Origin of the sequence: Paenibacillus radicis (ex Xue et al. 2023) (assembly GCF_024722015.1) — a bacterium.
GTDB lineage: Bacteria > Bacillota > Bacilli > Paenibacillales > NBRC-103111 > Paenibacillus_S.
Window position 1 is genome coordinate 39,782 of the sequence record NZ_JANQBD010000039.1, and the last position, 25,834, is coordinate 65,615.

Annotated in this window: 24 protein-coding genes, 8 tRNA genes and 1 rRNA gene; 2 read left to right on the forward strand and 31 right to left on the reverse strand. The window is 46.4% G+C overall.

Annotation, left to right across the window (positions count from 1 at the left end):
- Positions 1-34: 34 nt before the first annotated feature.
- The 22 genes from hisJ to NV381_RS34250 form a co-directional block, all read right to left on the reverse strand.
- Positions 35-841 (reverse strand): histidinol-phosphatase HisJ, encoded by an 807-nt coding sequence (hisJ, locus tag NV381_RS34145; protein WP_258217770.1) that lies wholly within the window; start codon positions 839-841, stop codon positions 35-37.
- 57 nt (positions 842-898) lie between these two features.
- Positions 899-1,603, reverse strand: coding sequence for a bifunctional phosphoribosyl-AMP cyclohydrolase/phosphoribosyl-ATP diphosphatase HisIE (gene hisIE, locus NV381_RS34150; RefSeq protein ID WP_258217771.1), 705 nt, complete (start codon positions 1,601-1,603; stop codon positions 899-901).
- On the reverse strand, positions 1,600-2,358 hold the full coding sequence (gene hisF, locus NV381_RS34155) for an imidazole glycerol phosphate synthase subunit HisF (protein WP_258217772.1): 759 nt from the start codon (positions 2,356-2,358) through the stop codon (positions 1,600-1,602). Before hisF ends, hisIE begins: the two co-directional genes overlap by 4 nt.
- 114 nt (positions 2,359-2,472) lie before the next feature.
- A complete protein-coding gene (hisH, locus tag NV381_RS34160; protein WP_258217773.1) occupies positions 2,473-3,078 on the reverse strand; it encodes an imidazole glycerol phosphate synthase subunit HisH in 606 nt (201 codons plus the stop codon).
- Position 3,079: 1 nt separating this feature from the next.
- Positions 3,080-3,685: an imidazoleglycerol-phosphate dehydratase HisB gene (gene hisB, locus NV381_RS34165; RefSeq protein ID WP_258217774.1), complete on the reverse strand. Its 606-nt coding sequence runs from the start codon at positions 3,683-3,685 to the stop codon at positions 3,080-3,082.
- On the reverse strand, positions 3,678-4,967 hold the full coding sequence (gene hisD, locus NV381_RS34170; protein WP_258217775.1) for a histidinol dehydrogenase: 1,290 nt from the start codon (positions 4,965-4,967) through the stop codon (positions 3,678-3,680). Before hisD ends, hisB begins: the two co-directional genes overlap by 8 nt.
- A 40-nt stretch (positions 4,968-5,007) precedes the next feature.
- On the reverse strand, positions 5,008-5,646 hold the full coding sequence (gene hisG / locus NV381_RS34175) for an ATP phosphoribosyltransferase (protein ID WP_258217776.1): 639 nt from the start codon (positions 5,644-5,646) through the stop codon (positions 5,008-5,010).
- A gap of 14 nt (positions 5,647-5,660) precedes the next feature.
- Complete coding sequence (locus NV381_RS34180) at positions 5,661-6,875, reverse strand: ATP phosphoribosyltransferase regulatory subunit (RefSeq protein ID WP_258217777.1); 1,215 nt, start codon at positions 6,873-6,875, stop codon at positions 5,661-5,663.
- An 831-nt stretch (positions 6,876-7,706) separates the two neighbouring features.
- Entirely contained in the window at positions 7,707-8,423 is a 717-nt protein-coding gene (locus NV381_RS34185; RefSeq protein ID WP_258217778.1) for a glycerophosphodiester phosphodiesterase, read from the reverse strand.
- 18 nt (positions 8,424-8,441) lie between these two features.
- Positions 8,442-9,470, reverse strand: a complete 1,029-nt coding sequence (locus NV381_RS34190) for a CehA/McbA family metallohydrolase (RefSeq protein WP_258217779.1) — start codon at positions 9,468-9,470, stop codon at positions 8,442-8,444.
- The gene (locus NV381_RS34195) at positions 9,467-9,931 is read right to left on the reverse strand and encodes a hypothetical protein (protein ID WP_258217780.1); all 465 of its coding nucleotides are present in this window, start codon (positions 9,929-9,931) and stop codon (positions 9,467-9,469) included. The genes NV381_RS34190 and NV381_RS34195 overlap by 4 nt, the downstream gene beginning before the upstream one ends.
- A gap of 20 nt (positions 9,932-9,951) precedes the next feature.
- On the reverse strand, positions 9,952-11,340 hold the full coding sequence (locus NV381_RS34200) for an extracellular solute-binding protein (RefSeq protein WP_258217781.1): 1,389 nt from the start codon (positions 11,338-11,340) through the stop codon (positions 9,952-9,954).
- 94 nt (positions 11,341-11,434) lie between these two features.
- Entirely contained in the window at positions 11,435-12,289 is an 855-nt protein-coding gene (locus tag NV381_RS34205; RefSeq protein WP_258217782.1) for a carbohydrate ABC transporter permease, read from the reverse strand.
- A gap of 17 nt (positions 12,290-12,306) precedes the next feature.
- Positions 12,307-13,188 (reverse strand): carbohydrate ABC transporter permease, encoded by an 882-nt coding sequence (locus tag NV381_RS34210; RefSeq protein ID WP_258217783.1) that lies wholly within the window; start codon positions 13,186-13,188, stop codon positions 12,307-12,309.
- Positions 13,189-13,231: 43 nt separating this feature from the next.
- Positions 13,232-14,263 (reverse strand): LacI family DNA-binding transcriptional regulator, encoded by a 1,032-nt coding sequence (locus NV381_RS34215; RefSeq protein ID WP_258217784.1) that lies wholly within the window; start codon positions 14,261-14,263, stop codon positions 13,232-13,234.
- A 392-nt stretch (positions 14,264-14,655) separates the two neighbouring features.
- Positions 14,656-15,174 (reverse strand): acyltransferase, encoded by a 519-nt coding sequence (locus NV381_RS34220; RefSeq protein ID WP_258217785.1) that lies wholly within the window; start codon positions 15,172-15,174, stop codon positions 14,656-14,658.
- Position 15,175: 1 nt separating this feature from the next.
- Positions 15,176-15,823: a pyrophosphatase PpaX gene (gene ppaX / locus NV381_RS34225; RefSeq protein ID WP_258217786.1), complete on the reverse strand. Its 648-nt coding sequence runs from the start codon at positions 15,821-15,823 to the stop codon at positions 15,176-15,178.
- 39 nt (positions 15,824-15,862) lie between these two features.
- Complete coding sequence (gene lgt, locus NV381_RS34230; RefSeq protein ID WP_258217787.1) at positions 15,863-16,891, reverse strand: prolipoprotein diacylglyceryl transferase; 1,029 nt, start codon at positions 16,889-16,891, stop codon at positions 15,863-15,865.
- A gap of 58 nt (positions 16,892-16,949) precedes the next feature.
- Positions 16,950-17,891, reverse strand: coding sequence for an HPr(Ser) kinase/phosphatase (gene hprK, locus NV381_RS34235; protein WP_258217788.1), 942 nt, complete (start codon positions 17,889-17,891; stop codon positions 16,950-16,952).
- A gap of 995 nt (positions 17,892-18,886) precedes the next feature.
- Positions 18,887-20,011, reverse strand: a complete 1,125-nt coding sequence (locus NV381_RS34240; protein WP_171656504.1) for an ABC transporter ATP-binding protein — start codon at positions 20,009-20,011, stop codon at positions 18,887-18,889.
- Between the two features lie 90 nt (positions 20,012-20,101).
- Positions 20,102-21,220, reverse strand: coding sequence for a PucR family transcriptional regulator (locus tag NV381_RS34245; RefSeq protein ID WP_258217789.1), 1,119 nt, complete (start codon positions 21,218-21,220; stop codon positions 20,102-20,104).
- Positions 21,221-21,363: 143 nt separating this feature from the next.
- Complete coding sequence (locus tag NV381_RS34250; protein WP_258217790.1) at positions 21,364-22,215, reverse strand: C40 family peptidase; 852 nt, start codon at positions 22,213-22,215, stop codon at positions 21,364-21,366.
- Positions 22,216-22,685: 470 nt separating this feature from the next.
- Here NV381_RS34250 and larA point away from each other — a divergent pair, with 470 nt between their 5' ends.
- Positions 22,686-23,954 (forward strand): nickel-dependent lactate racemase, encoded by a 1,269-nt coding sequence (gene larA / locus NV381_RS34255; RefSeq protein ID WP_258217791.1) that lies wholly within the window; start codon positions 22,686-22,688, stop codon positions 23,952-23,954.
- Positions 23,955-24,080: 126 nt separating this feature from the next.
- The gene (locus tag NV381_RS34260; protein WP_258217792.1) at positions 24,081-24,389 is read left to right on the forward strand and encodes an MTH1187 family thiamine-binding protein; all 309 of its coding nucleotides are present in this window, start codon (positions 24,081-24,083) and stop codon (positions 24,387-24,389) included.
- A 153-nt stretch (positions 24,390-24,542) separates the two neighbouring features.
- Here NV381_RS34260 and NV381_RS34265 read toward each other — a convergent pair.
- The 9 genes from NV381_RS34265 to NV381_RS34305 all read right to left on the reverse strand — a co-directional run.
- Positions 24,543-24,615, reverse strand: a tRNA-Lys gene (locus tag NV381_RS34265).
- Between the two features lie 7 nt (positions 24,616-24,622).
- Positions 24,623-24,707: transfer RNA gene (locus tag NV381_RS34270), tRNA-Tyr, on the reverse strand.
- Positions 24,708-24,744: 37 nt separating this feature from the next.
- Positions 24,745-24,820, reverse strand: a tRNA-Phe gene (locus NV381_RS34275).
- Positions 24,821-24,872: 52 nt separating this feature from the next.
- Positions 24,873-24,949 (reverse strand) — tRNA-Asp (locus NV381_RS34280).
- Between the two features lie 14 nt (positions 24,950-24,963).
- Positions 24,964-25,039: transfer RNA gene (locus NV381_RS34285), tRNA-Thr, on the reverse strand.
- Positions 25,040-25,106: 67 nt separating this feature from the next.
- Positions 25,107-25,182, reverse strand: a tRNA-Val gene (locus tag NV381_RS34290).
- A 66-nt stretch (positions 25,183-25,248) separates the two neighbouring features.
- Positions 25,249-25,325: transfer RNA gene (locus NV381_RS34295), tRNA-Met, on the reverse strand.
- Between the two features lie 18 nt (positions 25,326-25,343).
- A tRNA-Ser gene (locus tag NV381_RS34300) sits at positions 25,344-25,432 on the reverse strand.
- Positions 25,433-25,661: 229 nt separating this feature from the next.
- A 23S ribosomal RNA gene (locus tag NV381_RS34305) occupies positions 25,662-25,834 on the reverse strand; the annotation flags it as partial.

Genomic DNA, 25,834 nt, shown 5'->3' on the forward strand with positions numbered 1-25,834 from the left:
CATTCCAATTTTTACATGCCGGTTTTTACAGGTTTTAGAAGGCAATCATTTTTCTTTTACGCTTTTGAAAGGTAGCCAATTCTGTGAAACCGATGTCTTTTAACAGAACAACTGCCTGATCCAAGTACTGTGACAGCCGTTCCGGCTGATGGGCATCGGACCCGATTGTTAAAGGAATGCCCCATTCATAGCATAATTCCAGCATGCGGCGGCTTGGGAACATTTCGTTCACAGGCATCCGCAATCCGGATGCATTCAATTCTATCGCTAGCCCTGCAGCTTTAACCGCACGAAGAGCATCATTCTCCAAATGCTCCACATTTTGCTCAGGCTTGAAGCCAAAGCGTTTGATTACGTCAATGTGGCCAATGTAATCATAGAAGCCGGTTTTCGCTGCCTTTTGTACCGCATCATAATATTGCTGATACACCTGGTAGGCATCCCGTTCTTTCCACTGATCCAGCTGCCGGAAATCGGATATATCCCATTCCCCTAGAAAATGCACCGATCCTATCACATAATCCCATGGATATGCTTGTATGATCTGCTCGATTTCGGCTTCATAGCCTTCAATATAATCGCCTTCCAAGCCTACGCGGATATCAATCTGACCTTTATATTGCTGCTGCAAGCGGAAGGCTTCCTCGGCATAATGCGGAAGCTCCTCCATTGGCATTGCCATACCAGGCAAGTAAGTGGCTGGGTCTACATGCAGCAAGGGCATATGGTCGGACAGCCCCAATTGGGTCAGTCCGAGCTCAATGCCCTTTTGCACGTATTCCTCAAGCTCCCCCGATGCATGCCCACAGCGGACATGATGGGTATGATAATCAATGAGCATCGGAATCTCTCCTTAATAGCTTCCCATAAGGAAAGCCTTCTTCGTAAGAGTGAACTACTATTTTTTGTGGCGGCGGTCAAGCTCTCTCATCACATCATCTAACGGCAGCTTCGCTTCGCGCAGCAGAACCATCAGATGGAAGATCAAATCGCTGGATTCGTAGCGAAGCTCTTCATTATCGCGATTTTTAGCGGCAATGATGACTTCAGCGGTTTCCTCGCCAACCTTTTTCAATATTTTATCGATCCCTTTTTCAAACAAATACGTGGTATAAGCACCTTCGGGACGCTCTGCATCACGCTCTGCTATAACCGATTCCAGTCTGGACAGCATGGCGAAACGGTCACCACCGGCAGTCTCAGTTGCTTGCGCAGCTTGTTCCTTGATGGCTCCGTTTACAGGCACCTCGTTATAGAAACAGCTGTATTTCCCTGTATGGCAGGCAGGACCTGCTTGATCCACCAACACCAGCAGTGTATCTCCATCACAATCATATTTCAAAGCTTTCACTTTCTGAATATGGCCCGATGTTGCACCTTTATGCCATAGCTCACTGCGTGAACGGCTCCAGAACCAAGTTTCTCCTGATTCAATAGTCAGCTTTAAAGAATCCTGATTCATATAAGCCAGCATGAGTACATCCTTGCTTGCCGCATCCTGCACGATTGCCGGAACCAGTCCCTGCGCGTCCCATTTAATTGCTGCATTCAGCTGTTCCCCGCTTAATCCAGCTTGCTCACCGCCAGCTTGTTCGTTGCTCATCGGATCTCCACTCCTTTTTGTCTAAGGTCGTCTTTAACCTCATCGATTGTAAGCTCTTTATAGTGAAAAATCGTTGCGGCCAACCCCGCATCCGCTTTGCCTTCTGTAAATACGTCGTAAAAATGCTCCTTCAAGCCTGCACCCCCGGAGGCGATTACCGGAATGCCCACACTTTCGGATACAGCTTTGGTTAAAGGCAGATCGAAGCCATCCTTCGTCCCATCTGCATCCATACTGGTCAACAGAATTTCGCCTGCTCCAAGCTCTTCTACCCGCTTCGCCCATTCCAGCGCCTTAATGCCGGTTTCGTTGCGTCCGCCATGGGTGAACACTTCCCACTCTCCCCACGCCTCGTTATAGCGGGCATCAATAGCAACAACGATACATTGTGAACCAAATCGACGTGATCCGTCTGAAATAAGCTGCGGATTTTTGACTGCTGCCGTATTGATGCCAATTTTATCCGCGCCAGCCCGAAGCATCCGCTTCATGTCGTCCACGCTGGATATACCGCCTCCTACAGTGAAGGGAATCGTAATTTCGCCTGCTGTTTTTTTCACAACCTCCACCATTGTAGCCCGGCCTTCTACCGAAGCCGAAATGTCGAGGAATACCAGCTCGTCGGCACCCTCCCGGTCATAAATCGCAGCTAATTCGACAGGATCGCCGGCATCGCGCAAATTGACGAAATTAACTCCCTTTACTACACGGCCATCTTTCACATCCAAACATGGAATGATCCGTTTTGCCAGCATTTGTTTCCCTCCTTAGAGTTTTGCCAAAGCAAAACTTTACTTTCCTAAAGCATTAGCTACAAATCGGAAGCCTATTAAATAAGTACGGTAAACCAAAGTCCTATTGCAACATACTTACGGTTTGCATAAATCGAGGAAATTACCGAGCAGCTTCATTCCCAGGCTGCCGCTTTTCTCCGGATGGAACTGCATCCCATACACATTTCCACGTCCAACAATGGCTGTAACCTGCTGGTGATAATCCGTTACTGCCAGCAGATCGGAAGCCTGCTCAGGCAGCGCATGGTACGAGTGCACGAAGTACACATGCCCCTCTTCAATGCCTGCAAACAGTGGACTATGCTGCTTATACAGCAGACGATTCCAGCCCATGTGCGGCACCTTGTAGCTGCCTTGGAAACGAACAACCTGCCCAGGCAGCAGGTTCAGCCCCTCGTGAGAGCCGTGCTCCTCACTGCCGGTGAACAGCAACTGCATCCCGAGGCAGATGCCCAAGAGCGGCTTGCCGGTCTGCGCGTAGCGCACGACCGCCCCGTCCAGACGCGACTCGCGCAGCTGCTCCATCGCATCGCCGAAGGCGCCGACTCCCGGCAATATCGCGCCGTCAGCTGCCAGAATCTCGCTCTCGTCAGACGTTACGACAGCTTCATAGCCGAGACGCTCCACAGCCTTGCTCACGCTGTGCAAATTGCCCATGCCATAATCGATAATGGCGATCATGCTACAGCACTCCCTTCGTGGATGGCACGCCTTTCACGCGCGGGTCAATGCTCGTTGCTTCGTCAACCGCACGCCCAAGCGCCTTGAAGATGGCTTCAATCATATGGTGCGTGTTTTGCCCATAGTGGACGATGACATGCAGCGTAACACGAGCTTCCAATGCGAATTTCCACAGAAATTCTTGCACCATTTCAGTTGAAAAGCTGCCAACCTGTGCGGATGGATATTGAGCGCGATATTCAAAATGCGGACGGTTGCTCACATCAATCACGACTTGTGCCAACGCTTCATCCATCGGGATAAATACATTCGCGTAACGCTTAATTCCCCTCTTGTCCCCTAACGCTTCACGAAGCGCGTGTCCGAGGCAAATACCAATGTCTTCCACCGTATGGTGGTCATCGATGTCGATATCGCCTACCGCATTCACGCGCAAGTCAAAATGTCCGTGCTTTGTAAACAAGTCAAGCATATGATTTAAGAACGGAACATCCGTTTCAAGCTCGGAAATACCGGTTCCATCAACGTTAAAGGAAAGCTGAATATCCGTTTCATTCGTTTTGCGCGTAATTTGAGCCGAACGTGCGGCCTGCTGCTGGTCAGCCATGGGAATTCCCTTCTTTCTCCAATCGTATTTGAATCGCTCTTGCATGTGCTTCCAAGCCTTCATGCTGCGCCAAGGCGATAATTTTCTCCCCATTTTGCAGCAAGGCTTCCTTACTATAGTAGATGACACTTGATTTTTTCATAAAATGATCCACATTGAGGGGCGAGGAGAACCGCGCCGTACCGTTCGTAGGCAGCACATGGTTCGGCCCTGCGAAGTAATCGCCGACCGGCTCAGAGCTGTAGGACCCAAGGAATATCGCGCCTGCATTCTCGATGGCGCTCAAATATTGGAACGGGTCGGCCGTGAGGATCTCAAGATGCTCGGGCGCGAGCTGATTGACGACGCGCACACCTTCTTCGAGGCTCGCGACCGTCAGGATCGCGCCGTTGTCGCGAATCGACTGAGCGGCAATGTCCCGCTTCGGGAGCGATTCCAGCTGGCGGGCGACCTCGGCCGCCACGGCCTGCGCCAGTGCTTGCGACGGCGTGATCAGGATCGCCGACGCCATCTCGTCGTGCTCGGCCTGCGACAGCAGGTCGGCCGCCACGTAAGCGGCGTCCGCCGTATCGTCGGCGAGCACGACAATCTCGCTCGGGCCGGCGATGCTGTCGATATCGACAGCGCCGAACACGTAGCGCTTGGCCAGGGCAACGTAGATGTTACCCGGGCCCACGATCTTATCCGCCGCGGGGATCGATTCCGTGCCGTAAGCGAGCGCGGCAACCGCCTGCGCCCCGCCGACACGGTAGATCTCGCGGACCCCCGCTTCCGCTGCCGCCACCAGAATATGCGGATCGATGCCATCGATACCGGCGGTAGCCGGCGGCGTAACCATCACAATCTCCGGCACACCGGCAACCTGTGCCGGAATAGCGTTCATCAGGACGGATGACGGATACGCCGCCTTCCCTCCTGGAACATATAATCCGACCCGCTTCAGCGGCCGGATCACTTGACCCAGGATGCTGCCGTCGGGCTGCAGATCCATCCAGGACGTACGCTTCTGCTTCTCATGGAAGCGTCGAATATTGTCCGCTGCCTCTCGGATCGCAGCGAGGAAACTCTCGTCCACCTTGGCATAGGCGGCCTCAATCTCCGCATCGCTCACGCGCAGCTCGCCAACGCTAACGCCGTCGAACTGCTGAGCGAAGCTCCGCAGCGCCGCATCGCCATCGCGCCGCACCGTCTCAATAATGCTCTTCACGGCGCTATTCTGCTCCTCCGAGCCATATTCCACCTGCCGCTCTAGCGAAAATTCACTTGCCGGCATGATCTTCATCCTGTATCCCCCCTGATTTCCTGAATAGTTCCGTATTTCCTTACACCCTGCCAGTTGAAGCAATCAGGTTCTGCAGTTTGTCGCACAGTGCCTGGATCGTTTCGTTTTTCATCCGGTAACTGACACGATTAGCTATCAAGCGGCTTGTAATCGAAAAAATCTGCTCCTGCTCCACCAAGCCGTTCTCTTCCAAGGTTTTCCCGGTTTCAACCATATCGACGATCCGATCGGCCAAACCAATCAGAGGAGCCAGCTCAATGGAGCCGTTCAGCTTAATGACCTCCACCTGCTGTCCTCTTTCACGGAAGTACTGTGAAGCTACGTTCGGATACTTCGTTGCCACCCGCGGATTCAACACCGGCTCCCAATCGGGAAGCCCTATAACCGACATCCTACAGCGGGCGATGCCTAAATCCAACAGCTCATAAACGTTGCGGTTCTCTTCCATCAGCACGTCTTTGCCTACAACTCCAATATCCGCCACTCCGTACTCTACATAGGTTGGAACATCAACCGGCTTAGCCATAATAAATTCCATTCTTGCTTCCGGCACCGAAATGATAAGCTTTCGCGAATCATCAATATCATCCGGGATGGTCAACCCTGCTTCACGAAACAGCTTGGAGGCCTGCTTATAAATACGCCCCTTGGGCATTGCAACCTTCAATATATCCTGCATGCTCTTATGCTCCTTTAACCGATCTCGATCACGTTTTGATATGCGATGCCATTCACACTATAGGTCCCGTCCAATTGCCTTACTGCCACCAACTGCTGAGCTTGATTCCCATCAATGAAGTCAGATACCAGCCTGGTCTCCACCATCGACCTCTCCTGATCACGCAGCTCTTTCGCTCTACGGAACGCTTCCTCACGTTTAGAGGCCGTGTAAGTGATTAGCACCCGATGAGGCTCCTCTATTGGACGCTTGCTCACCACTTCCAGGATGCGATTTGTTTTAAGTGCAAAGCCCGTTGCCGGAGCCGGACGTCCGAATTGAGTCAGCAAATTATCATAACGCCCGCCGCTGCACACCGGAAAACCAAGATCCGCCGCATAGCCTTCAAAAGTCATGCCTGTATAATAAGAGAAATCTCCAATCATCGTCAAATCGATTAATACATGCTCCGAAACGCCGTAAGCCTTCAGAACATCCCACACTTCACAAAGATGGGCTATCGACTGCTGTGCTATCGGATCTTTCGTAACCTGCTTAGCTTGTGTACATATTTCCTGCCCGCCGCGAAGCCTTAATATGCCTTCCAGCTCCTGCTGTACCCCCGCGGTCAACCCAAGAGATTTGATGGTTTCCCTGTAACCTACATAATCGCGGTTTAACAAGCATTCCTTCAAGCTTTGCTGTGCATCTTGGCGATCCTTCAGCGTTTCATTGAACAGTCCTGTTAAAAAGCCTACATGGCCAAGCGCAATCTTGAACTCTTGGACTCCCGCAGCCTGCAAGCTGGCGATTGCTAGCGCAATGACCTCTGCATCTGACTCTGAGGAAGCATCTCCTACAAGCTCAACTCCAGTCTGAAAAAACTCCGCATCGCGACCGGCTTCAGCTTCAAACGCGCGAAAAACATTCGCATGATAAGATAGCCGAATCGGAAAAGCCTGATCCTTCAACAATGAAGACACTACACGCGCAATCGGCGCTGTAATATCGGAGCGCATGACCAAAGTCGTCCCATTACGGTCCAACAGCTTAAATAACTTGCGGTCCTCGGTGGAGCTTGCTACCCCAACCGTATCGTAGAATTCCAATGTCGGTGTTATAATTTCCTGATAGCCCCAACGCTCCATACATTGCAGAACATTAGTTTCGATAGCACGCAGCTTAGCTACAGCCGCCGGCAAATAATCTTTAACCCCGGTTGGTTTTTCAAACACTTTCGGTTTCGACACCGACCCTCACCCACCTATATTAAACTTAATAATTTTCACAAACGCTTTAGTGCGATACCATACTACCAAAATAAAGAATGTAATCGTAAGTTTATCATTGAAATCGCCTAGAGTCAATGTGAATCCTGATCTTTTGTTTATTAAGAAAATTGCCTTGCGGCGTCCTTGGAAAGTGCTGTCCCAAAATTCATTTTGGAACAGCACTTCCACCATTATCATGAATATAGAGTTGCAAAAGAACCCTCAAGCTTAAGATTCTTTTGCACATTCTATGGGATTCATTCACTCATTAGGTTTTACCCTTTTGAGATAGCCCTTCCTGGGTATTCTCAGCAAATAGCAGAGATGAGGCCGCTTTCCAACGCGTGCTAATCGCGGGGTTCCGGGTGCCGAGTTCGTAACCAGCATGGCATGGCAGCCCAGCGAATCTCACGCGATTAACAGGAAAATGTCACGTTATTTTCTCCCAAACATAGCGCTATAATCCAATAACTGGAATTTATCCTGCTAATTCTACGTATTTTGATTGATATCGTCCCTGTCACTCAGATTAACAGGAGTTTTTCCAGTTAGCTTGCTTTCAAACGATATCCGGGCTAGATTAACGGGAGGATTTCCATCTATCATCTTTCTTTCGGCAGCCGAAGTGTATCCTGTGTCTCCTTTACACTGAAAGCAACCTTTGAGCACCTATTCTCACTCCATAACTTACGCAACATCAGAAAGGGCATTTCCACTTTAAAATGCTGTAAAGAACTTAAACTCCCTCTTATATTAAAAAAAGGACTACACGGCATGGTTGCGCGTAGTCCTCTTTTGCATCAGCAATCCTTACCTTGTTAATCCGGCTAGTTCTGTAACTGCTCTTGTAGTAATTACATCTACCCCAATTTGCACAAATCTCCGCATTGCGTCAGTGTCGTTCACCGTGTACACCCATACCGCAAGACCGGATGCATGGGCCAAATCCACTACTTCCTGACGGCATGTTTCATAATTCATATTCAGACCATAATAAGAGCCACTCACGGCTTCTTTGCATACTTTTTCCGCATACAGCGAATAGTTGTTTCTCTCTTCCGCAGTAAACTCATTTGGCGTATTGAATACAACCTGAATATCATGATGATGAGAGGTGATGCCTTCGCTGCAGCCTGTAATGAAAACTTGATCCTCGGCTTGATATTGCTTCACCAGTTGAATAGCAGGTTCAATGGCAGCAGGCGTTTTTATATCCAAATTTAGCTTCACTTCGTGTTGTTTAGCTATTTGGAGGATGTCACTCAGCCTTACAATTTCGTATTTCTCATATATAGGGCTGACTTTCACCCTTATCTCTGGCTGATTCAGCTGTTCGTAGGTACATTCGTGAAGCAAGGGGGCGTCATCATGGAGTAAGACGATTATGCCATCCTTGGTGACTCTCAAATCGACCTCTACAATATCTGCCCCGAGCCTAATTCCCTCCATAAAGCTTTCCAAAGTATTGTCCGGCGCAATCCCGCACCCTGTATGTGCAGCAATCTTAGGAGCCGACGGTTTGTCCATCTTCATTCCCTCCAGAAATTAATTATCGTGTTGAAAATAGAACGGATTCGTAAACGCAATCATCGTTATGCTGTTATGAAACGCCCCATGCAGCTCTGCCCGAAGCCATATCAATCCTGCCAAATCAACCCCGTATGAAGCTGTTGAAACCTGCCGGGATACTTTAAGCTCCCCAACAGTTCCTTTATTACTCACAAGACGCACCTTCAATTCTTGATCATCCAGCCGCCAATGCTCCGCCCTTTCGGAGAAGTCAACCTCCACCCTGGCCACAGCTGTGCTGGCATCCTCAGTTACTTTTACTACAGAACCGATTCCATAAACAGATCCCGATGGTTCGATTAGAAGGGCACATTGCAACCGGGGCCCCATTGTTACACTAACTGCTCCCTCTTTAATCGCATCGACAGCCAGCTTTTCTACCTCTGTTGGATCCAGCGCTGAATCCCTGTTGTTTTCCAAACCTAAATATGTAACTGCAATGGGCTCCGTTATTTTTATCGAGGAAACATGCCAATCTCTACCACAGACAGCCGCTATCCTATGTCCTTGGTTTAACCGATCCGTCCATAGCTGGAAGGCTCTTTGATTGCTGTTCATAATAGAGGGGAATGTATATGACCAGACTTCAATATAATCGATGTCATCCCAATCGGCTATTTCATATTCCCAATAGCAGCCTGTGCACAAAGGACTTCCAACACGGTAAGGATGCGCAATGCCAACGATGCCACCCTGCTTGTGTACTCTTTCAATTCCTTTATGTATATCCTTGATCCCCAGGTCTCTCCAGTCCACATAATCGGTAATCCCAATAGCAAGCATATGGCCAAAGAAGGTTGTCCACTCCATGCCTCTAATAATTTGCAGCTGTGTTTCAGACTGGATTTGCTCCCTCTCCAAGAGGGGTGACATTGTGTTGTGGTCGGTCATTGCAATCCCGAATAAACCAAGCTCCTTGGCGCTTCGCGCAAGCTCAAGCAGGGAATGTTCGCCATCACTATGAAACGTGTGGGTATGCAGTTCATAAGGAAGCCATTGCTTCATAGCGCCTCATCCCCTTCCCACACGGACAGCTTGTAGCTGCATGTTTCTGTAACGAGCGCGTGAATGCTCAGCGTGATGGACCATTGTCCTGCCGTGAGCGGCCCCTGCATAAGGCCGGGAGAAGCAGCACCTGTGGCAAGAAACAAATGTTGCATTGAATCTTGCCGGTGGCATGCTCCCCGAAACCCATTCGGATCATCGATAGAAACCGTAATCAAATTTTTCAACGGAAGAAATCTTCTCCATCCTTCTTCCATTACCGGATCATTGCCATCGCTATATTTCCGCAAGCTTTGGCCGATGATCTCTTTGGATAAAGCTTCATTGTCCAAGCTTTTCGGAAAGTAGCTGAAGTCGATATTCAGCTTGGGGCACGAATCGGATACATTAAATAAATAGGTGATATGAGTCTGGTTCTGCTCAGACATCAGCTTTTCCTCGATTTCCAGTAATTGATTCATGATTCCACCTTCGTACGGCATTATTTTTGTGCTGCAAGCCATGCTGTCGATTCTTTTTGAGCTTTCTCCAAAGCCGCTTCAAGTGATGATTTGCCAAGCATTCCTTCTTCTACAGACTCCGATAAGATATAACGAGGCTGGCCGGAACGATAAGGATATCGAGGTGCCCAAAGCTTGCCCATCGATTCCAGTTCAATCACCGCATGCGGATTTTTTTGCAAGCTTTCAAACTTCGCTGCTGACTTGATTACCGGTAGAAATTGAGAGCTTTGTTCTTCCCACATATATTTCTGGAAGAAGTCGCTTACACTGAACTTCAGAAACTCCCAAGAAAGCTCTTTATTTGCACTGCTCTTGGCGATCGAATAAGGGCTCCCTGCGAACATGCCGCCCATCTTCTTCTCTTTATTGATAAATAATGGGGCAACGCCATACTGATCCTGTAGGCCGGCCGCATAAATCTGATCGACAAATATCGGCTGTACACGAATATGAATGGCAATATCATTATTCGCCGTTCCCCATTTCTCTCCGCCCTGTTTTACAAGTGCTCCCTTAGGTGCCAAGGTATTCAGCTCATTCATCCATTTAAGCCCTTTTAACATCTCTGGAGAATTAAAGTTCACTTCCATTCCTTTAAAAAGAAATCCTTTCCCCCAGCTGCCGCCATACGCTTCAGCCGCATTCATAACCGAATCCGCCGCATCTGCTCCTGCATAAAAGGCTCCGTAGTTTTGCTTACCGGTTTTAGGATTGATACCCGTCATTTTTTTGGCTTTCTCCAATATTTCCTCCGGAGTCGGATTTTTCGACAGCTCCTCTACGCCCCATTCCTTAAAAATCTTTTTGTCATAAGCGATAACCCTTGTGTCCCCAATAAAAGGAAGTCCATATATTTGCAAATCTTTATCCTTAGGCCCCATCGCCTTCCAGCCTTCAACCTGATTATCGATGAAAATGCCGAGATCAAATTTATCCTTCTCAATATAAGGTGCCAGTGGCTCCAGCAAATCCTGACTGGCCAAGTTCGCAATTCCCGGTACCTGAAATACATCCGCTCCTTTGGAATTGAGCATCGCATCCGTTTTTTGGACGTAGCCGTCCCAGCCTAGCAGAATAAACTCAAGAGTAGCCCCTGGATAAAGGCGCTCAAACTCTTTTTTCAGCACGGATACTCCCTTAACCTTTTTGCCTGAGAGAGGATTCGTTTTGTCCTCCATGCTGAAGTCCCCGATTAACTGCACCTTGAGTGTACCCGACCACTTTTTATCTGAAACCTTAGCCGATGAGTCGCTCACTACCGTTGGTTTAGTGTCAGCCTTACTGCTGCACCCCACAATTAATTGCATCGCGAATACGTTAAGCAGAACAGCGGATACCATCCATTTTTTCGTTTTATTTTTTATCATTCTTAGCACCCTTCCCTGATATGTATTATTTTTTTCTGAGGCCTTACTCCTTACTGTTCTACTCTGCACGGCCTATAACCGCTGCACAATTAGCTCACTCTCCCTTCAGTCCACTTAATGCGATGCTGCGTATGATATATTTCTGCAAGAATAGGAACATAACAACGATCGGTAAAATACTCGCAGTCGCAAGTGCCATCGTAAGACCGCCCAAACGCGTCCCATTCTCAAAAGAGAAGCTGGCGAGAAATAACGGAATCGTTCTTAATGCATGGTCGTTAATTACTACAAGCGGCCACAAAAACGCATTCCAGCTATCCAGAAAAGATAAGATCGCCAATGTTGCAGTAATCGGGCCCGTGAGCGGCAAATAAATTTGAAAAAAAGTTCTCTTTTCGCTCGAACCGTCAATCTGTGCAGCCTCTCTCAAGCTGTCAGGAAGCTGGTCGAAATACTGCTTGGATAACAAAATCCCAAAGCCGTACAAAATAGCGGGTGCAATCAAGGGAACATATGTATTAATCAAGCCAAATTTATTGAACATTGTGAATAAAGGAATTAGTCTTGTTTCCATTGGGATCATCATCGTACCCAGCACAACGAGAAACAGCACTTTTTTCCCGCGAAACTGGCCTTTCGAAAAGGCATACCCCGCCAGAAGGGAGCTGGCAACACTCAAACAAACAGCGCAGACGGCCACAAAGCCGGAGTTTAAATAGGATTTAAAGAGAGTTGCATTTTCCAATACGAGCTCATAGTTAAAGATGGAGGGCTGTTTCGGGAAAAAGGATGGCGGAAACGGTGGCTGCAGGTTAGCCGTCCGTTCAAAGCCAATGCTGAGCATCCATAGAAATGGAGAGATCATGATCACACTCAGGACAAGAAGAGCGGCAAATATAATGATTTCAATCAGGGACGGTTTTCTTGATAGTATGCTTGTTGTTTTCATGACATTTTCCTCTTCCGTTATATTTTCATCTTCGTAAGCTTAAGATTCAGCATGGTGAAGAACAGAATGATAGCAAACAGGACGTAGGCTGCGGCTGAAGCTATACCATATTCCGTGCCCCCAAAGCCTCTTTCGTAAATAAATCCGACAATCGTATGAAGAGATCGGGCCGGGCTGCCTTGAAGTCCACCCAGCAGATAAACGTCCGTAAATCGCTGCAGACCAGAAATCCAGCCGATCACAATAAGAAAGGAGAACGTCCCGTACATATTGGGAATCGTAATATATAGCCACTTTTGAATGCCCGTAGCTCCATCAATTGCTCCCGCTTCGTATATATCCTCTGAAATCGCTTGCAAGTTTGCGAGGTATATAATCACTACAAAGCCCAGCCAATGCCACGAGCCAAGCAAAATCGCTCCCCAACGCGCACTTGACGGTTCAGCCAGCCAGACGGAAGTCGGAAGTCCCAGCATTGAGAGAAAATAATTAAGCAAACCAAACTCCGGATGCAGCACGAACAGGAAAAGCATCGAAGCCGCTACAACAGATGTTATGTAGGGAATAAACAGCAAAATCTTAAACAAATTTTTCCCCCATTTAAGCTCGCTGATGAGCGAGGCCAGAATAAATCCGAACGGAATGGTCAGTAGAAGCTGAAAAAATCCCATATAAAAAGTGTTGAACACCGCTTTCCAAAATACATTGGAACTTAGAACAGACTTATAATTATCAATTCCCGCCCATGTTTCAACTGCTCCCCCGGAAACATAAAGACTCAATCGAAATGATTCAAAAACGGGGTAAACCATGAACAACAGGATACCGAGTAAGGTAGGAAGCAGGAATAAATACCAGATCATTGAACTGCTTTTATGCCGGTATGCTTGGCTTTGCATTATGTCTTATCTCCTTTTTATAAAAAACTTTCTTCAGGTTCGGCTACAAGTCGCTACCGATTGGCCCCGTCGTTCCACGTATAATCAGTTTGGGTTCATATTCAATTTGAACCGGATTAATTTCGAGCTTTTGTATCAAGCGATTCAACATGAAGACCGAATCTTGCCCCATCTTTTCTTTTTCCGTGTGGATCGTAGTTAACGGCGGGTTCGAGAGACTGGCAAAATCAATATTATCCGATCCCACAATCGAAATATGTTGCGGAATCCGCAAGCCTTTTTCCATAATCGCCCTTATTGCCCCAAGTGCCAGCATATCGTTTGTTGCAAAAATAGCCGTGGGATACAAGTTATTCCTGTGGGAACGTTCCCATATCGAATATAAACCTTTACAGCCATCATCAAACAAAGACGTTGGAGAAAAATAAATATGCTCATTGGAAATTTCGCAGCCACGTTCGCGCAAGCGTTCATAAAAGCCTTCGTAACGCAGATGATGACTCCGGTGCTCCTGTGGTCCAGCTATGACACCAAAATGTCTGTGGCCTTGTTCATATAAATGATCTGCAGCCATCCTTCCGCCTTTTCGATCATTATTGACTAGTTGAATCACATTATTATTTTCCGCAGTACCGTTTACCATCAAATAAGGAATATCAAAACCGTCAATGTAGCCTATCATTTCCTGACTAAGTCTACTGACTAAGACGAGTCCATCTACTCTCTTTTCCAGCATATAATCCGCAGAACGCAGTGACATTTCTTTATCTGTCGATACAAATACGGAATAGTTAAGACTTTCAGCAGCTGCCAATATCGAATCAAGAATCTTCCCATAAATAGGATGCGACACAATCGGATAGTCCTTCCGGTAAATGATGACCCCGATATTGTAGGTTCGATGTGACACCATGGCTCTGGCCACCGCATTTGGCTTATATTGTAGCTCTTGAATGGCATTCATCACTTTCTTACGAGTTTCCGGACTCGTATAGCCCTTACCTGAAATGACTCGTGAAACCGTAGACTTGGAAACGTTTGCAATATTGGCGACATCTATAATTGTATAACTCAATCGATCCCCCCCACTTCTGTAATCACTTAGCTGTTCCTTATTCTAATTTACCTCGGAGTGTATGCACTTTGGCAAGTAGCTTAGGCAGCACATCCAACTTGTCTCAAAATTAAACTCAATTTCTTCGTTGTAGGTTAATAAAAAGAAATCCGGTTAAGCGCTTTCCTTTTCGATTATACAATACTGTTCCTGTATTTGACAACTTATTTTTGTTGATCATTTTGCTGAGGAAAAGTCACCCGATTACTTTCCCTGTGAACATATCACATTGATCCTATGTCACAGGGGAAGACAATATCGACCCAGCTTTATCAGTTGCAATTTTGGGGGAGCACAGGCGCCATGACGCCCCCATGATTCACACGCCTCTTTTTCTCCTAACTCTTATGGGATTAACCTTCCACTTCGTTTACCCGCTCAGTTAACCGCATATCTTCCCTAATTACCCTCATAGGATTGCCTGCAACAAAACTGTACGGGGCTACGTCTTTATGTACTACAGAGCCCGCTCCAATTACAGCATGATCTCCTATAGTTACGCCAGGTAAAATAGTCGTGTTAGCTCCCACCATCACGTGGGAACCAATGTGGACTGTACCAATCCGATATTCCTTGATCAGATACTCATGCGTTAAGATCGTTGTATTATACCCAATGATGGTGTTCTCCCCCACTTCAATCCGCTCAGGGAAAAACACATCCACCATCACCATTAAAGCAAAGGAGGTATGCTCTCCCACCTTCATCCCTAACACGCTGCGATAAATCCAGCGCTTCAAGGGTAAAGAGGGGGCATACCGTGAGATTTGAATGAATATGAAATTTTTGACCGCCTTCCACCTGCTGACCGTACGATACATCTGCCATAGTGAGTTCGGCCCTTCTACCGGATACTTGTCCGTCTTTCTCAAGCTACATCTCCTCGACTCCAACGATCGGGAGCAGCTCCCGGATATCGTTAATGATATAAGTGGGATTGTACTGATTCAAATAATCCAAGCCTTTGAGCGACCAGGCAACAGCAATCGAAGGAAGTCCAGCATTGTGGGCCGCTTCGATATCGTAATGACTATCGCCTACCATTGCCGCACCCTCAGCTTCTGAGCCTAATTCCTTGAGAGCTTTACGGATGCCTTCCGGATCCGGCTTCGGCTTCTCTACGTCCTGCACCGTCACAATGGTGTCAAAAAAATCATACAACCCGCAAAGCTTCAATCCCATTTCTGAAGTAATGCGCACTTTACTGGTCACTATACCCATTTTAATTCCAGCAGCATGCAGCTTTCCTAATGTTTCCCGCACTCCCTGAAACTCTGTAACTAGCTGATCGTGCTTTTCAATATTGAAGGTACGATATTTGAGAATGAGGTCCTCAACCTCGTCCTTACCGGAGAAAAACTTCATTTGATCCACAAGCGACCGCCCCATATTGGGGATGATGTGTTCTCTAGTAACTGGCTCTGGTGTAATGCCATCGAATGTATGCAGAAAAGATTGAATAATCAGCTCATTCGTATCGATAATGGTTCCATCTAAATCAAATAAAACAGTGTGAATCATGCTCTCTACTCCTTTATCATGCTGTCTCTATTTATTATATTATAGAAGTTTTTCTTCCGGCTTAACCGTTTCTTCCTTATCCGTCGAGGCTTCCACTACGTTACTCTCGCTTTTGGTTTCTGTCGCTGCTTCGGAGTTATCTCCCTCGGCTTTTGCCCCGCCTATAGGAACTATCGGATCAGCATAACGTTCTGCCGCGGCACCGCTTTTTCTGCGATAGATCATTAAAGCAAATGCAGCTATTACAATTAACACAGCCAACAGCTGTGAAATCCGCACATTGCCGCCATAAGTCATAAAGCCTTGCTCAAAACCCAACCAGTGCATCGGAGCCCATAATCCATTCATCAACGCCGCCAACCAGGCAGGCCCTGTGAAGTCAAGACTATCCGTCCGAAACGCCTCTATAAAAAACCGCCCGATGGAGTACCATACGAAATAACTCATGAACAGTTCCCCAGCTCGCAGAAACGGTCTTCTACGCAACCAGAATAGAAGTAGCAAGCCAGCTATATTCCATAACGACTCATATAGAAACGTGGGATGATAGAATTGTCCGTCTATGTACATCTGATTTACGATAAAATCGGGCAAATGCAGTGAATTGCGCAGGAAGGCTTCACTTACCGGACCGCCATGTGCTTCTTGATTAATAAAGTTACCCCAACGTCCGATCGCTTGTCCAACAATAAGACCAGGAGCACACACGTCCACAATGCGCCAAAACGAATATCCTTTTCTGCGAACATAAAAAACAGTTGCCAATATTGCGCCTATCAAGGCTCCGTATATAGCAATACCGCCATTCCATACCGCAAACACTTGAGGCAGATTATCTTTGTAATCCTCCCACTTAAAAGCTACATAATAGATCCGTGCGCCGATAATCGCGGAGGGGACCCCCAACAGAACCAGATCCATATAAAAATCGGGATTCATTCCAAACCGTTTGCCTTCTTGAATAGCTAGCAGCAGCCCTATCAGCGCCGCTGTGCCCAATATAATACCGTACCAATGCACCTGCAGCGGACCAATACCAAACGCGATCGGATTTATTGCTAAATACATGCCGCTTCTCCTTTCCAATACCTTATGTATGTTCAAAATAATCTATACTATCCGAAGCTTACTCCATATCGTCCATATCTTCGGCTAACGATTCGGTCAGCTTATTTGTAAACTGCAGCGCTGCGTTGTATCCCATCCGTTTAAGGCGGTAATTCATCGCAGCCACCTCGATAATGACAGCCAAGTTACGGCCTGGGCGAACAGGTATAGTGACCAAGGGAATATCCGTTTCAATAATACGGGTTAATTCTTCATCTAAACCAAGCCGATCATATTGCTTATCCTGCTGCCAGGTCTCGAGCTTGACGACAACCGATATTTTCTTTACATTACGGACTGCCCCTGCTCCGAATAATGTCATCACGTTAATAATACCCACACCACGAATTTCTAATAAATGGCGTATCAACTCAGGCGCATTACCTATAAGGACATGATCCGCAGTTTGACGGATTTCCACAGCATCATCAGCAATCAGCCGGTGTCCCCTTTTCACCAACTCAAGCGCTGTTTCACTCTTACCAATACCACTGGTTCCTGAGATTAACATACCAATGCCATATACATCAACCAGAACCCCATGAATAGTGGTCGTAGGAGCCAGCTTATTTTCAAGAAAGCCGGTGATTCGACTAGCAAGTATCGTCGTCGCCATCTTCGTACGAAGGACAGGCAGTTGCTGCTCTTTGGCCGCTTCGATTAACTCTTCAGGCACCTCATAGCCGCGGCTAATCAAAATACATGGCGTATCAACGGGTGCGCACAGCCTGCTCATCCGGTCCTGCCGTTCTTCAGACGATAAACCATTAAAAAAGGTAAGCTCTGTTTTCCCTAGAATTTGCACGCGCTCGGTAGGATGGAACTCGTAATAGCCAGCCATCTCCAAGCCTGGTCGATATAGGTCGGCTGTTGTAATAGGACGCTTCAAGCCCCCTTCACCGCATATCACTTCTAAATGAAATTCAGCAACAAGATCGGATACTTTTACTTTTTTTGACATCGCTGTTCCGTCTCCTTCATTTTCCAATCTCATAGTTCCCCATTTAGTTCCCCACCCAAACCCTCCCCGTCGGGAAGACTCCAAGGGCTCCGCCCTCTGGACACCCTTTAAGGGCTTGGAGGTTGAGGTTCGGTGGTGCTCCCTTGAATTTCTATGTGCTTACATCGCTACCTTGCTTTCCCCTCCCAAACCCTCCCCGCCGGGAGGGCTCCAAGGGCTCCGCCCTCTGGACACCCTTTAAGGGCTTGGAGGTTGAGGTTCGGTGGTGCTCCCTTGAATTTCTATGTGCTTACATCGCTACCGTCCCTACGGGACACGCTTTACTTTAGATGTTCCGGCATATAAAAATAAAGGCAATTAGCCTGTTTATAGCTATTATCCCCTTTAATCAGGACAATGCCCACCTGATCGTTAAGCTTGTTGCTCTTAGTAAAAGCACTAACTGAAAGCGTGTCCCAAAGGGACGAAAGCGATCCTTCATCTACAATATCACAATAAGTATAAACTCGTCTCCCACCCAACTTTTACGGGTGTCCAGAGGGCGGTAGCCCTTGGGGCCCTCCCGGCGGGGAGGGTTTGGGTGGGGACAAGATAAATGCGATCCATCCTTCATCTACAATATCACAATAAGTATAAACTCGTCTCCCCACCTCAATGGAAATCACGAAAACAATCCTTCACCTATAATAACATATGAAACGCATCCTTACCTCCTAACCCAATTATTCCAGATCTTCAGAAGAGCAGTATTCCTTAAAGCTCCCTCGCGCGGAAGATTTGGGTGGGCTAGAGCTCGCCAACTGGAAGCGTGTCCCAGAGGGACGAAAGCGTTCCTCCTTCTACAATTTCATATGAGGCACCAACTCTACTCCTACCCCAACTTTTTTACGGGTGTCCAGAGGGCGGTAGCCCTTGGAGCCCTCCCGGCGGGGAGGGTTTGGGTGGGGGAAAACATTAAAAGGGCCAGTCAAATGACTGGCCCCGCATAATTATGATTAAGCGTTCAACAAGATCGACAATGTAGTTTCTTGATCGAAGAAGTGAACTTTGTTCATATCGATTGCAAGCTTAACGTTCATGCTTTCTTTGAAGCCGGAACGACCATCTACACGAGCAACGATGCTGTTTTTTCCGATTCCTGTCAGGTACAAGAACATTTCGTGACCCAAGTTCTCAGCAACCTCAATGTGAGCATTAACAACACTGTTTGGTGAAGCTTCCAAGAATACTGGCTCTTCGTGAAGATCTTCAGGACGAATACCCATGATTACTTCTTTGCCAACGTATCCTTTTTCACGAATAATTTTTGCTTTACCTTCTGGCAATTCTACATTCACGCCGTTTGCTTTGAAATACAAGCTACCGCCTTGTTCTGCAAATCCACCAGTAACAAAGTTCATGGATGGGGATCCAATGAAGCCTGCAACGAACATATTAACCGGGAAGTTGTAAATTTCTTCAGGAGTATCAGCTTGTTGAATGATACCTTTATCCATAACTACGATACGATCGCCCATTGTCATTGCTTCGGTTTGGTCATGCGTTACGTAGATAACAGTTGTTTCCAAACGTTTAGCAAGCTTACTGATCTCAGCACGCATCTGTACGCGAAGTTTAGCGTCCAAGTTGGAAAGAGGTTCGTCCATCAAGAAAACTTGTGGTTCACGGACAATCGCACGACCCAAGGCAACACGTTGACGTTGACCACCGGAAAGAGCTTTTGGCTTACGATCCAGCAAGTGAGTAATATCAAGAATTTTAGCTGCTTCACGAACGCGAGCGTCGATATCAGCTTTTTTGAATTTACGAAGTTTCAAACCAAATGCCATGTTTTGGTACACGCTCATATGTGGATACAAAGCGTAGGATTGGAACACCATCGCAATATCACGATCTTTCGGTGCTACGTCATTTACCAAACGGTCGCCGATGTAAAGTTCGCCTTCAGTGATTTCCTCCAAGCCAGCAATCATACGAAGAGTAGTGGACTTACCGCAACCGGATGCGCCTACAAGAACCAAAAACTCTTTATCCGCGACTTCAAGATGGAAATCTTTAACTGTTGCTTCTTCAGCACCTGCATATCTTTTAACGATGTGGTTTAAACGTACACCTGCCATGGTTATTCCCCCTACGAGTTATTATCAAGTTTATATATTTATCTTACCTCACCTTAAGACTTGTGACTATGCACAATCTTCACAAAAAAATCACTTTCTTTTCGTTACTTTGTACAATAGAAGTGCAATCTTAACCAATACCGCATCATTGAACGTACGAACATCCAATCCAGTCTCCTGTTTGAACTTGTCCAGCCGGTATAAAAGTGTGTTGCGATGAATATATAACTTCTTAGCGGTTTCACTAACATTGCAGTCCAACTGGAAAAAATGCTCCAATGTCGTCATCGTTTCAGAGTCCAAGGCAACATCCAATCGTTTTAGGACCCTTTCGAGGAAGTTCGTCTTCTCCCCCTCCGGGATCAGATTAATCAGCTTCTCCAGCTGCAGCATCCAGGGCAAGTGCATATTACTCCCCAAATGATAGGTGCGTCCAAGCATCATCGTTTCTCTAAGCTGAAGCACTGTCGTATAAAGTGACTTGGCAGGCATCATAGGATAGTTGATTGCAAGATGACATTCTCCAACCCATTCATTCTCTAACATTTCGTGCAAGCCAAAGCCTATAGCTCCAAGCGTATCCTCAATACTTTCTTCTTCACCGAAATCACGGTCATCTGCCGCGTCAATCGACATCATTTTCTCAGATCCAAGGATCAGCCATTCTTTATCCGTTAACGGAATTAATATCATTTCTGCATCAAAAAACGATTCCAGCAGCTTCTTCAGTTCTTGATAGCTTACCCTCCGAGATTGTGAATAATCACCGTATAGCAACAGTGGTATTTTGGTAGAATACAGCGAAAGCTGCGACACCAGAGTGTCAGGCATTTCCGCAATAGTAAGGCCAAGATCCTGCTGCTGCTTGAACCAATCTCGCACTGCACTGGCTTTACGTTCTTCTTCGCTTGTGGAAGTGGACGGCTTCATATCCTGCGTTCGTCTCGACTCCAGCATAAGCTCCACTAATTGGCGTTCAACCTGCGTAACGAGGTTAGATTCTACCGATAGCACCTGAACTTCCTGGCCTTCTTTATGAACGAAAAATAAAACCTTGTTGTCTACATTCAAGCTTTTGTGCAGGATGCCTTTATCCTTCGATTCTGCATCCGCTTGCAATTGCCATTCTTCCCAAGTCCATTTAGACAACCTTACAGGGCCCTTCAAAATGTGTTCCAGCTGCTGCCTTAACGGTTCCCACCAGTCCATACCCGAACTCCCAACATATGTTTATTTAATCTGTAGTTTGCACCATATACCATATTACTTGCTAATCATAGCAAAAAATGGTCCCGTATAAAACAAAAGAAATCACCTTTATGCAATCAAGCATAGAGATGATTCCGTTCCTTCTAATTAATAACTCTTCGAGCTGTAACATAGTGACTGTCCCACCAGCCACTTTCGATTGTACTATATTTGACGCCACCCTCACCGTAAGTATGAATCATCATGCCGTCGCCAATGTACATGCCGACATGTCCGATTTTTCCCTTTGAATCCTTCGTTGTAAAGAATACAAGATCTCCTGTATCCAGATCGCTTTTACTAACGAACTTGCCTTCCTTGGCTTGATCTCTGGAAATACGCGGTAAATCAATATTGTACTTCGAATAGATCCATTTCATAAAGGAAGAGCAGTCAAAGGTTTTGGTTTGTCCGTATTTTGCACCAAAGTCATAGGGGGTGCCTAAGTATTTTTGAGCGGTGAGAACGAGCATTACTCGTTTCTGATCATTCGCCGAAAGTATGCGACGAGCGCCGATAAATTGGTTTTTGTAAGATTGTGTACTGACGGTAACGACTCTATCTTTGCTGCTGGATGCCATTATCATCTTATCATTGCCGACATAAATTCCGGAGGAGCTAGGATTATTCCCTTTTCCGAAAAACAAAACATCCCCTTCTTTTATGGATGAAAATGATTGGATCAAAGGCTTGTCCATTTTAAACTGATCAGCTAATGCTCTGGGCATCTTATAATCAAGCATCTTGTATACGTAATAATTTAAACCCGATTCATCAAAGCCGCCTTTCAACGACTCCCCACCCTTGGTATAATCCTTACCCACCAATTCCTTGCTTAATGAGACGGCATCCATATCATCATAAGCAGCGAAGGCAGAACCGGCCATAGCCCCGGTAAGCATAACTGTCATTACAGTTGTTAATCCTGCTGTGCGAAGAAAAGTTCGTTTTACCATGAATTGAATCCTCCATTTAGTTCTAGTAGTTGCGGGTGTTTTATAACCTCATAATATTGCCCATGTTTGGGTTTCACTGTTTCTGTGCCATTAGATTACCATGGGAAAATAACCTTTTGCATTGCTTAATATCTACCTGTATACCTAAACTGCTGGGAAACGAACCAATAAAATCTAACACCTTATCCATTGAAAAATGAACCCGCAACCTTCTCTGATTAGCAAAAAATGATGGATAAACCCTTGCTGCACCTACATTCTGTAGTTGCTTACCTTCCTGGCTTTGCCGCTATCCCACTCCATACAACTAAAAAGACCAAACCATATCTTACCGCTGTAATGATTGCCTTATTTACCAGAATGGTCATTCTATAGATCGTCGCAAATTTCCACATATATACAAACAAGGTTATTTTCCGTGTTAATGGCAATAATTTAATTGTTCATTATATTGACCGATAATTACTAATTTGGAGGAGATCCTTATTTATCCTATACCCTATGGAAATACTACTCTGCAGCTTTGTCTGCCGGAAAAACAGCCCCCCGATGTTATTTCCTATCATAAGAACATTAAAGATCTCAATAACGTTGCTTCCGTCAAAAAAATCCACGATACCCTGAGCAAGCCGATAGGGACTCCGCAGCTCCATGAAATAGCCGTAGGAAAACGCAGTGCTGTTATTCTAACCAGTGATGGCACAAGACTGTGTCCAAGCTATATCTTGCTGCCGCCAATCTTGCAGGAACTCCACTCAGGTGGAATCCTTGATGATGAAATAGATATTATCATCGCTTTGGGTCTGCATCGTAAGCACACAAAGGAGGAAATGCGGCAATTGGTTGGTGAGGAAGTATTTAGCCGCATACGTGTTCATAATCATTCTTCATCTGATGAGGATTGTATACGCCTTGGTGTTACATCCGCTGGAACACCTATTGAGATTAACCGGCTTGCTGTCCAAGCTGACCTAAGAATCGTGATGGGCAATATCGAGCCTCATGCTATGGCGGGCATTTCAGGAGGCGTCAAAGCCCTCGTTCCGGGTATAGCGTCTCAAACCTGTATCGAACATAATCACAGCCTCTCTATGAGGTTCCAGACCCAAGCGGGCTGCATGGATAACCCTATCCATAGAGATATGGAGGAAGCACTGAAATTCATAGGAATCGACTTCCTGCTCAACGTAGTGGTCGATCATAATCGGCATGTTATAGGTGCAACTGCAGGCCATGTTATTGATGCCCATAAAGCCGGGGCAACCATAGCCAAGGAGCATTTTCTTGTACCAGTAAGCAAAACCTATGATGTAGTTGTTGTTTCTCCCGGAGGACATCCAAAAGATTTACAGCTCTACCAAGCAATCAAATCGCTTCGTAATGCTGCTTCCATTACTAAATTAGGAGGAACTATACTTCTCATTGCGGAATGTTCGGAGATGTTTGGCAATGGAATTTTTCAATACTGGATCGAAACGATGAAAAGTCGTGAGCACATGGTTTCCAAGCTAAAACAACAATTCGTTCTTGGCGCTCATAAGGTGCTTCATTTGGATGAGGTGTTGTCCAAGCACCGTATATATCTGTATTCCTCATTACCACGGCCAATAGTAGGTCTGCTCGGTATGGAGCCCGTAGATGATCTGCAAAGTACCTATAATCAAATAACTGAGCCTAAGACGGAATACATACCTGAGATAGCCATAATGCCTTATGGATCACTTACTTACCCTGTCTAACCGGATTGCTGTTTAGCTGTTCTACAACCGTTTGGCTTAGTTTGACTGCAGCGGTTTGATCATCTTTGTAAGGAAGGCTACAATGGGTAGAGATATTTATCCACTGAAAGTAAAGGAGGCAACATCATGGCTATTATCGAATTAACCATTATCCCCATCGGTACAGCATCAACGAGTTTAAGTCAATACGTGGCCGACATTCAACAAGTTTTAGAGCAAGCACCGGAGCCGATTCATTATCAAATGACCTCCATGAGCACTCTTATTGAAGGTGATCTGAACGACCTGTTTCAGATCATACACCGACTGCACGAGGTTCCCTTCACCCATGGCGCGGAAAGGGTATCGACATCCATTAAAATCGATGACAGGCGCGATAAACAAGGCAGCATGGCTCAAAAAATGAGGTCGGTCGAAGGCAAAATGCACAAATAAGCCCAACTGCTACCTCTTTACAGCTGCGGCGGACTAAGGATCACTTATAAGGACTCAAAAACTCAGCGATAATTATTAATGAGTACCCGCTTCCATTTAAAAGAAACACATACAACGAAAAAAGAGCCCGTAAGGACTCTTTTTTATTTAAAATGAGACATGTAGGATTCGAACCTACGACACCCTGATTAAAAGTCAGGTGCTCTACCAGCTGAGCTAATGTCTCATATATTTGGTGGAGGCTGATGGATTCGAACCACCGAACTCGATGAGAGCAGATTTACAGTCTGCCGTGTTTAGCCACTTCACTAAGCCTCCATATTTGATTATCCCCGCATAAGCAGGAAAAATCCAATGGTGGCTCGGGACGGAATCGAACCGCCGACACGAGGATTTTCAGTCCTCTGCTCTACCGACTGAGCTACCGAGCCATATGTAGTAATAATATCTTGTCCAAAATTATATTTAATCATTAGTTATTAATGGCGGAGCCGACGGGATTCGAACCCGCGGTCTCCTGCGTGACAGGCAGGCATGTTGGGCCACTACACCACGGCTCCGCGATAAAATAACATGGTGCCGTCGAGAGGACTTGAACCCCCAACCTACTGATTACAAGTCAGTTGCTCTACCAGTTGAGCTACAACGGCATATTTAATTGTCTCTATAAAGTATCTGTTATTAGCAGCTAAGCTATACTTAACTTTAAGAGTAAAATGGTGGAGGCTGACGGGATCGAACCGCCGACCCTCTGCTTGTAAGGCAGATGCTCTCCCAGCTGAGCTAAGCCTCCATATTAGCGTGACACAAATGACATTTTACCACATTTTCTTACAAAAAATCAACTAAAATTTAGTAATGGTAGCGGCAGAGGGGATCGAACCCCCGACCTTACGGGTATGAACCGTACGCTCTAGCCAGCTGAGCTACGCCGCCATATCATGAAATTTACTACGGAGAGAGAGGGATTCGAACCCTCGCACCACTTACGCAGTCTAACCCCTTAGCAGAGGGTCCCCTTATAGCCACTTGGGTATCTCTCCATGAGAATAAAGAACAATTAGTTTGTTCCTTGAAAACTAGATCCGAAACAAGCAGTGTCGAGCAACGCTTTGTTCTGACGATGTTACACATCGCAGATATTTATGGATAAGCCCTCGACCGATTAGTATTCGTCAGCTCCATACCTTGCGGGTTCCTTGAAAACTAGATCCGAAACAAGCAGTGTCGAGCAACGCTTTGTTCTGACGATGTTACACATCGCAGATATTTATGGATAAGCCCTCGACCGATTAGTATTCGTCAGCTCCATACCTTGCGGCACTTCCACCCCGAACCTATCAACCTCGTCGTCTTCAAGGGGTCTTACATACTGGGAAATCTCATCTTGAGGGGGGCTTCACGCTTAGATGCTTTCAGCGCTTATCCCTTCCGTACGTAGCTAT

Excerpts from the sequence above, each read along its gene's own strand:
- NV381_RS34195 (WP_258217780.1), bottom strand. The coding sequence starts at position 9,931 with ATGAATCAATTACTGGAAATCGAGGAAAAGCTGATGTCTGAGCAGAAC.
- NV381_RS34200 (WP_258217781.1), bottom strand. The coding sequence starts at position 11,340 with ATGATAAAAAATAAAACGAAAAAATGGATGGTATCCGCTGTTCTGCTT.
- NV381_RS34205 (WP_258217782.1), bottom strand. The coding sequence starts at position 12,289 with ATGAAAACAACAAGCATACTATCAAGAAAACCGTCCCTGATTGAAATC.
- NV381_RS34260 (WP_258217792.1), top strand. The coding sequence starts at position 24,081 with ATGGCTATTATCGAATTAACCATTATCCCCATCGGTACAGCATCAACG.
- hisD (WP_258217775.1), bottom strand. The coding sequence starts at position 4,967 with ATGAAGATCATGCCGGCAAGTGAATTTTCGCTAGAGCGGCAGGTGGAA.
- NV381_RS34245 (WP_258217789.1), bottom strand. The coding sequence starts at position 21,220 with ATGGACTGGTGGGAACCGTTAAGGCAGCAGCTGGAACACATTTTGAAG.
- hisIE (WP_258217771.1), bottom strand. The coding sequence starts at position 1,603 with ATGAGCAACGAACAAGCTGGCGGTGAGCAAGCTGGATTAAGCGGGGAA.
- hisF (WP_258217772.1), bottom strand. The coding sequence starts at position 2,358 with ATGCTGGCAAAACGGATCATTCCATGTTTGGATGTGAAAGATGGCCGT.
- hisJ (WP_258217770.1), bottom strand. The coding sequence starts at position 841 with ATGCTCATTGATTATCATACCCATCATGTCCGCTGTGGGCATGCATCG.
- hprK (WP_258217788.1), bottom strand. The coding sequence starts at position 17,891 with ATGTCAAAAAAAGTAAAAGTATCCGATCTTGTTGCTGAATTTCATTTA.
- ppaX (WP_258217786.1), bottom strand. The coding sequence starts at position 15,823 with ATGATTCACACTGTTTTATTTGATTTAGATGGAACCATTATCGATACG.
- NV381_RS34250 (WP_258217790.1), bottom strand. The coding sequence starts at position 22,215 with ATGGTAAAACGAACTTTTCTTCGCACAGCAGGATTAACAACTGTAATG.
- NV381_RS34185 (WP_258217778.1), bottom strand. The coding sequence starts at position 8,423 with ATGGACAAACCGTCGGCTCCTAAGATTGCTGCACATACAGGGTGCGGG.
- hisH (WP_258217773.1), bottom strand. The coding sequence starts at position 3,078 with ATGATCGCCATTATCGATTATGGCATGGGCAATTTGCACAGCGTGAGC.
- NV381_RS34210 (WP_258217783.1), bottom strand. The coding sequence starts at position 13,188 with ATGCAAAGCCAAGCATACCGGCATAAAAGCAGTTCAATGATCTGGTAT.
- NV381_RS34240 (WP_171656504.1), bottom strand. The coding sequence starts at position 20,011 with ATGGCAGGTGTACGTTTAAACCACATCGTTAAAAGATATGCAGGTGCT.
- hisG (WP_258217776.1), bottom strand. The coding sequence starts at position 5,646 with ATGCAGGATATATTGAAGGTTGCAATGCCCAAGGGGCGTATTTATAAG.
- NV381_RS34190 (WP_258217779.1), bottom strand. The coding sequence starts at position 9,470 with ATGAAGCAATGGCTTCCTTATGAACTGCATACCCACACGTTTCATAGT.
- hisB (WP_258217774.1), bottom strand. The coding sequence starts at position 3,685 with ATGGCTGACCAGCAGCAGGCCGCACGTTCGGCTCAAATTACGCGCAAA.
- lgt (WP_258217787.1), bottom strand. The coding sequence starts at position 16,891 with ATGTATTTAGCAATAAATCCGATCGCGTTTGGTATTGGTCCGCTGCAG.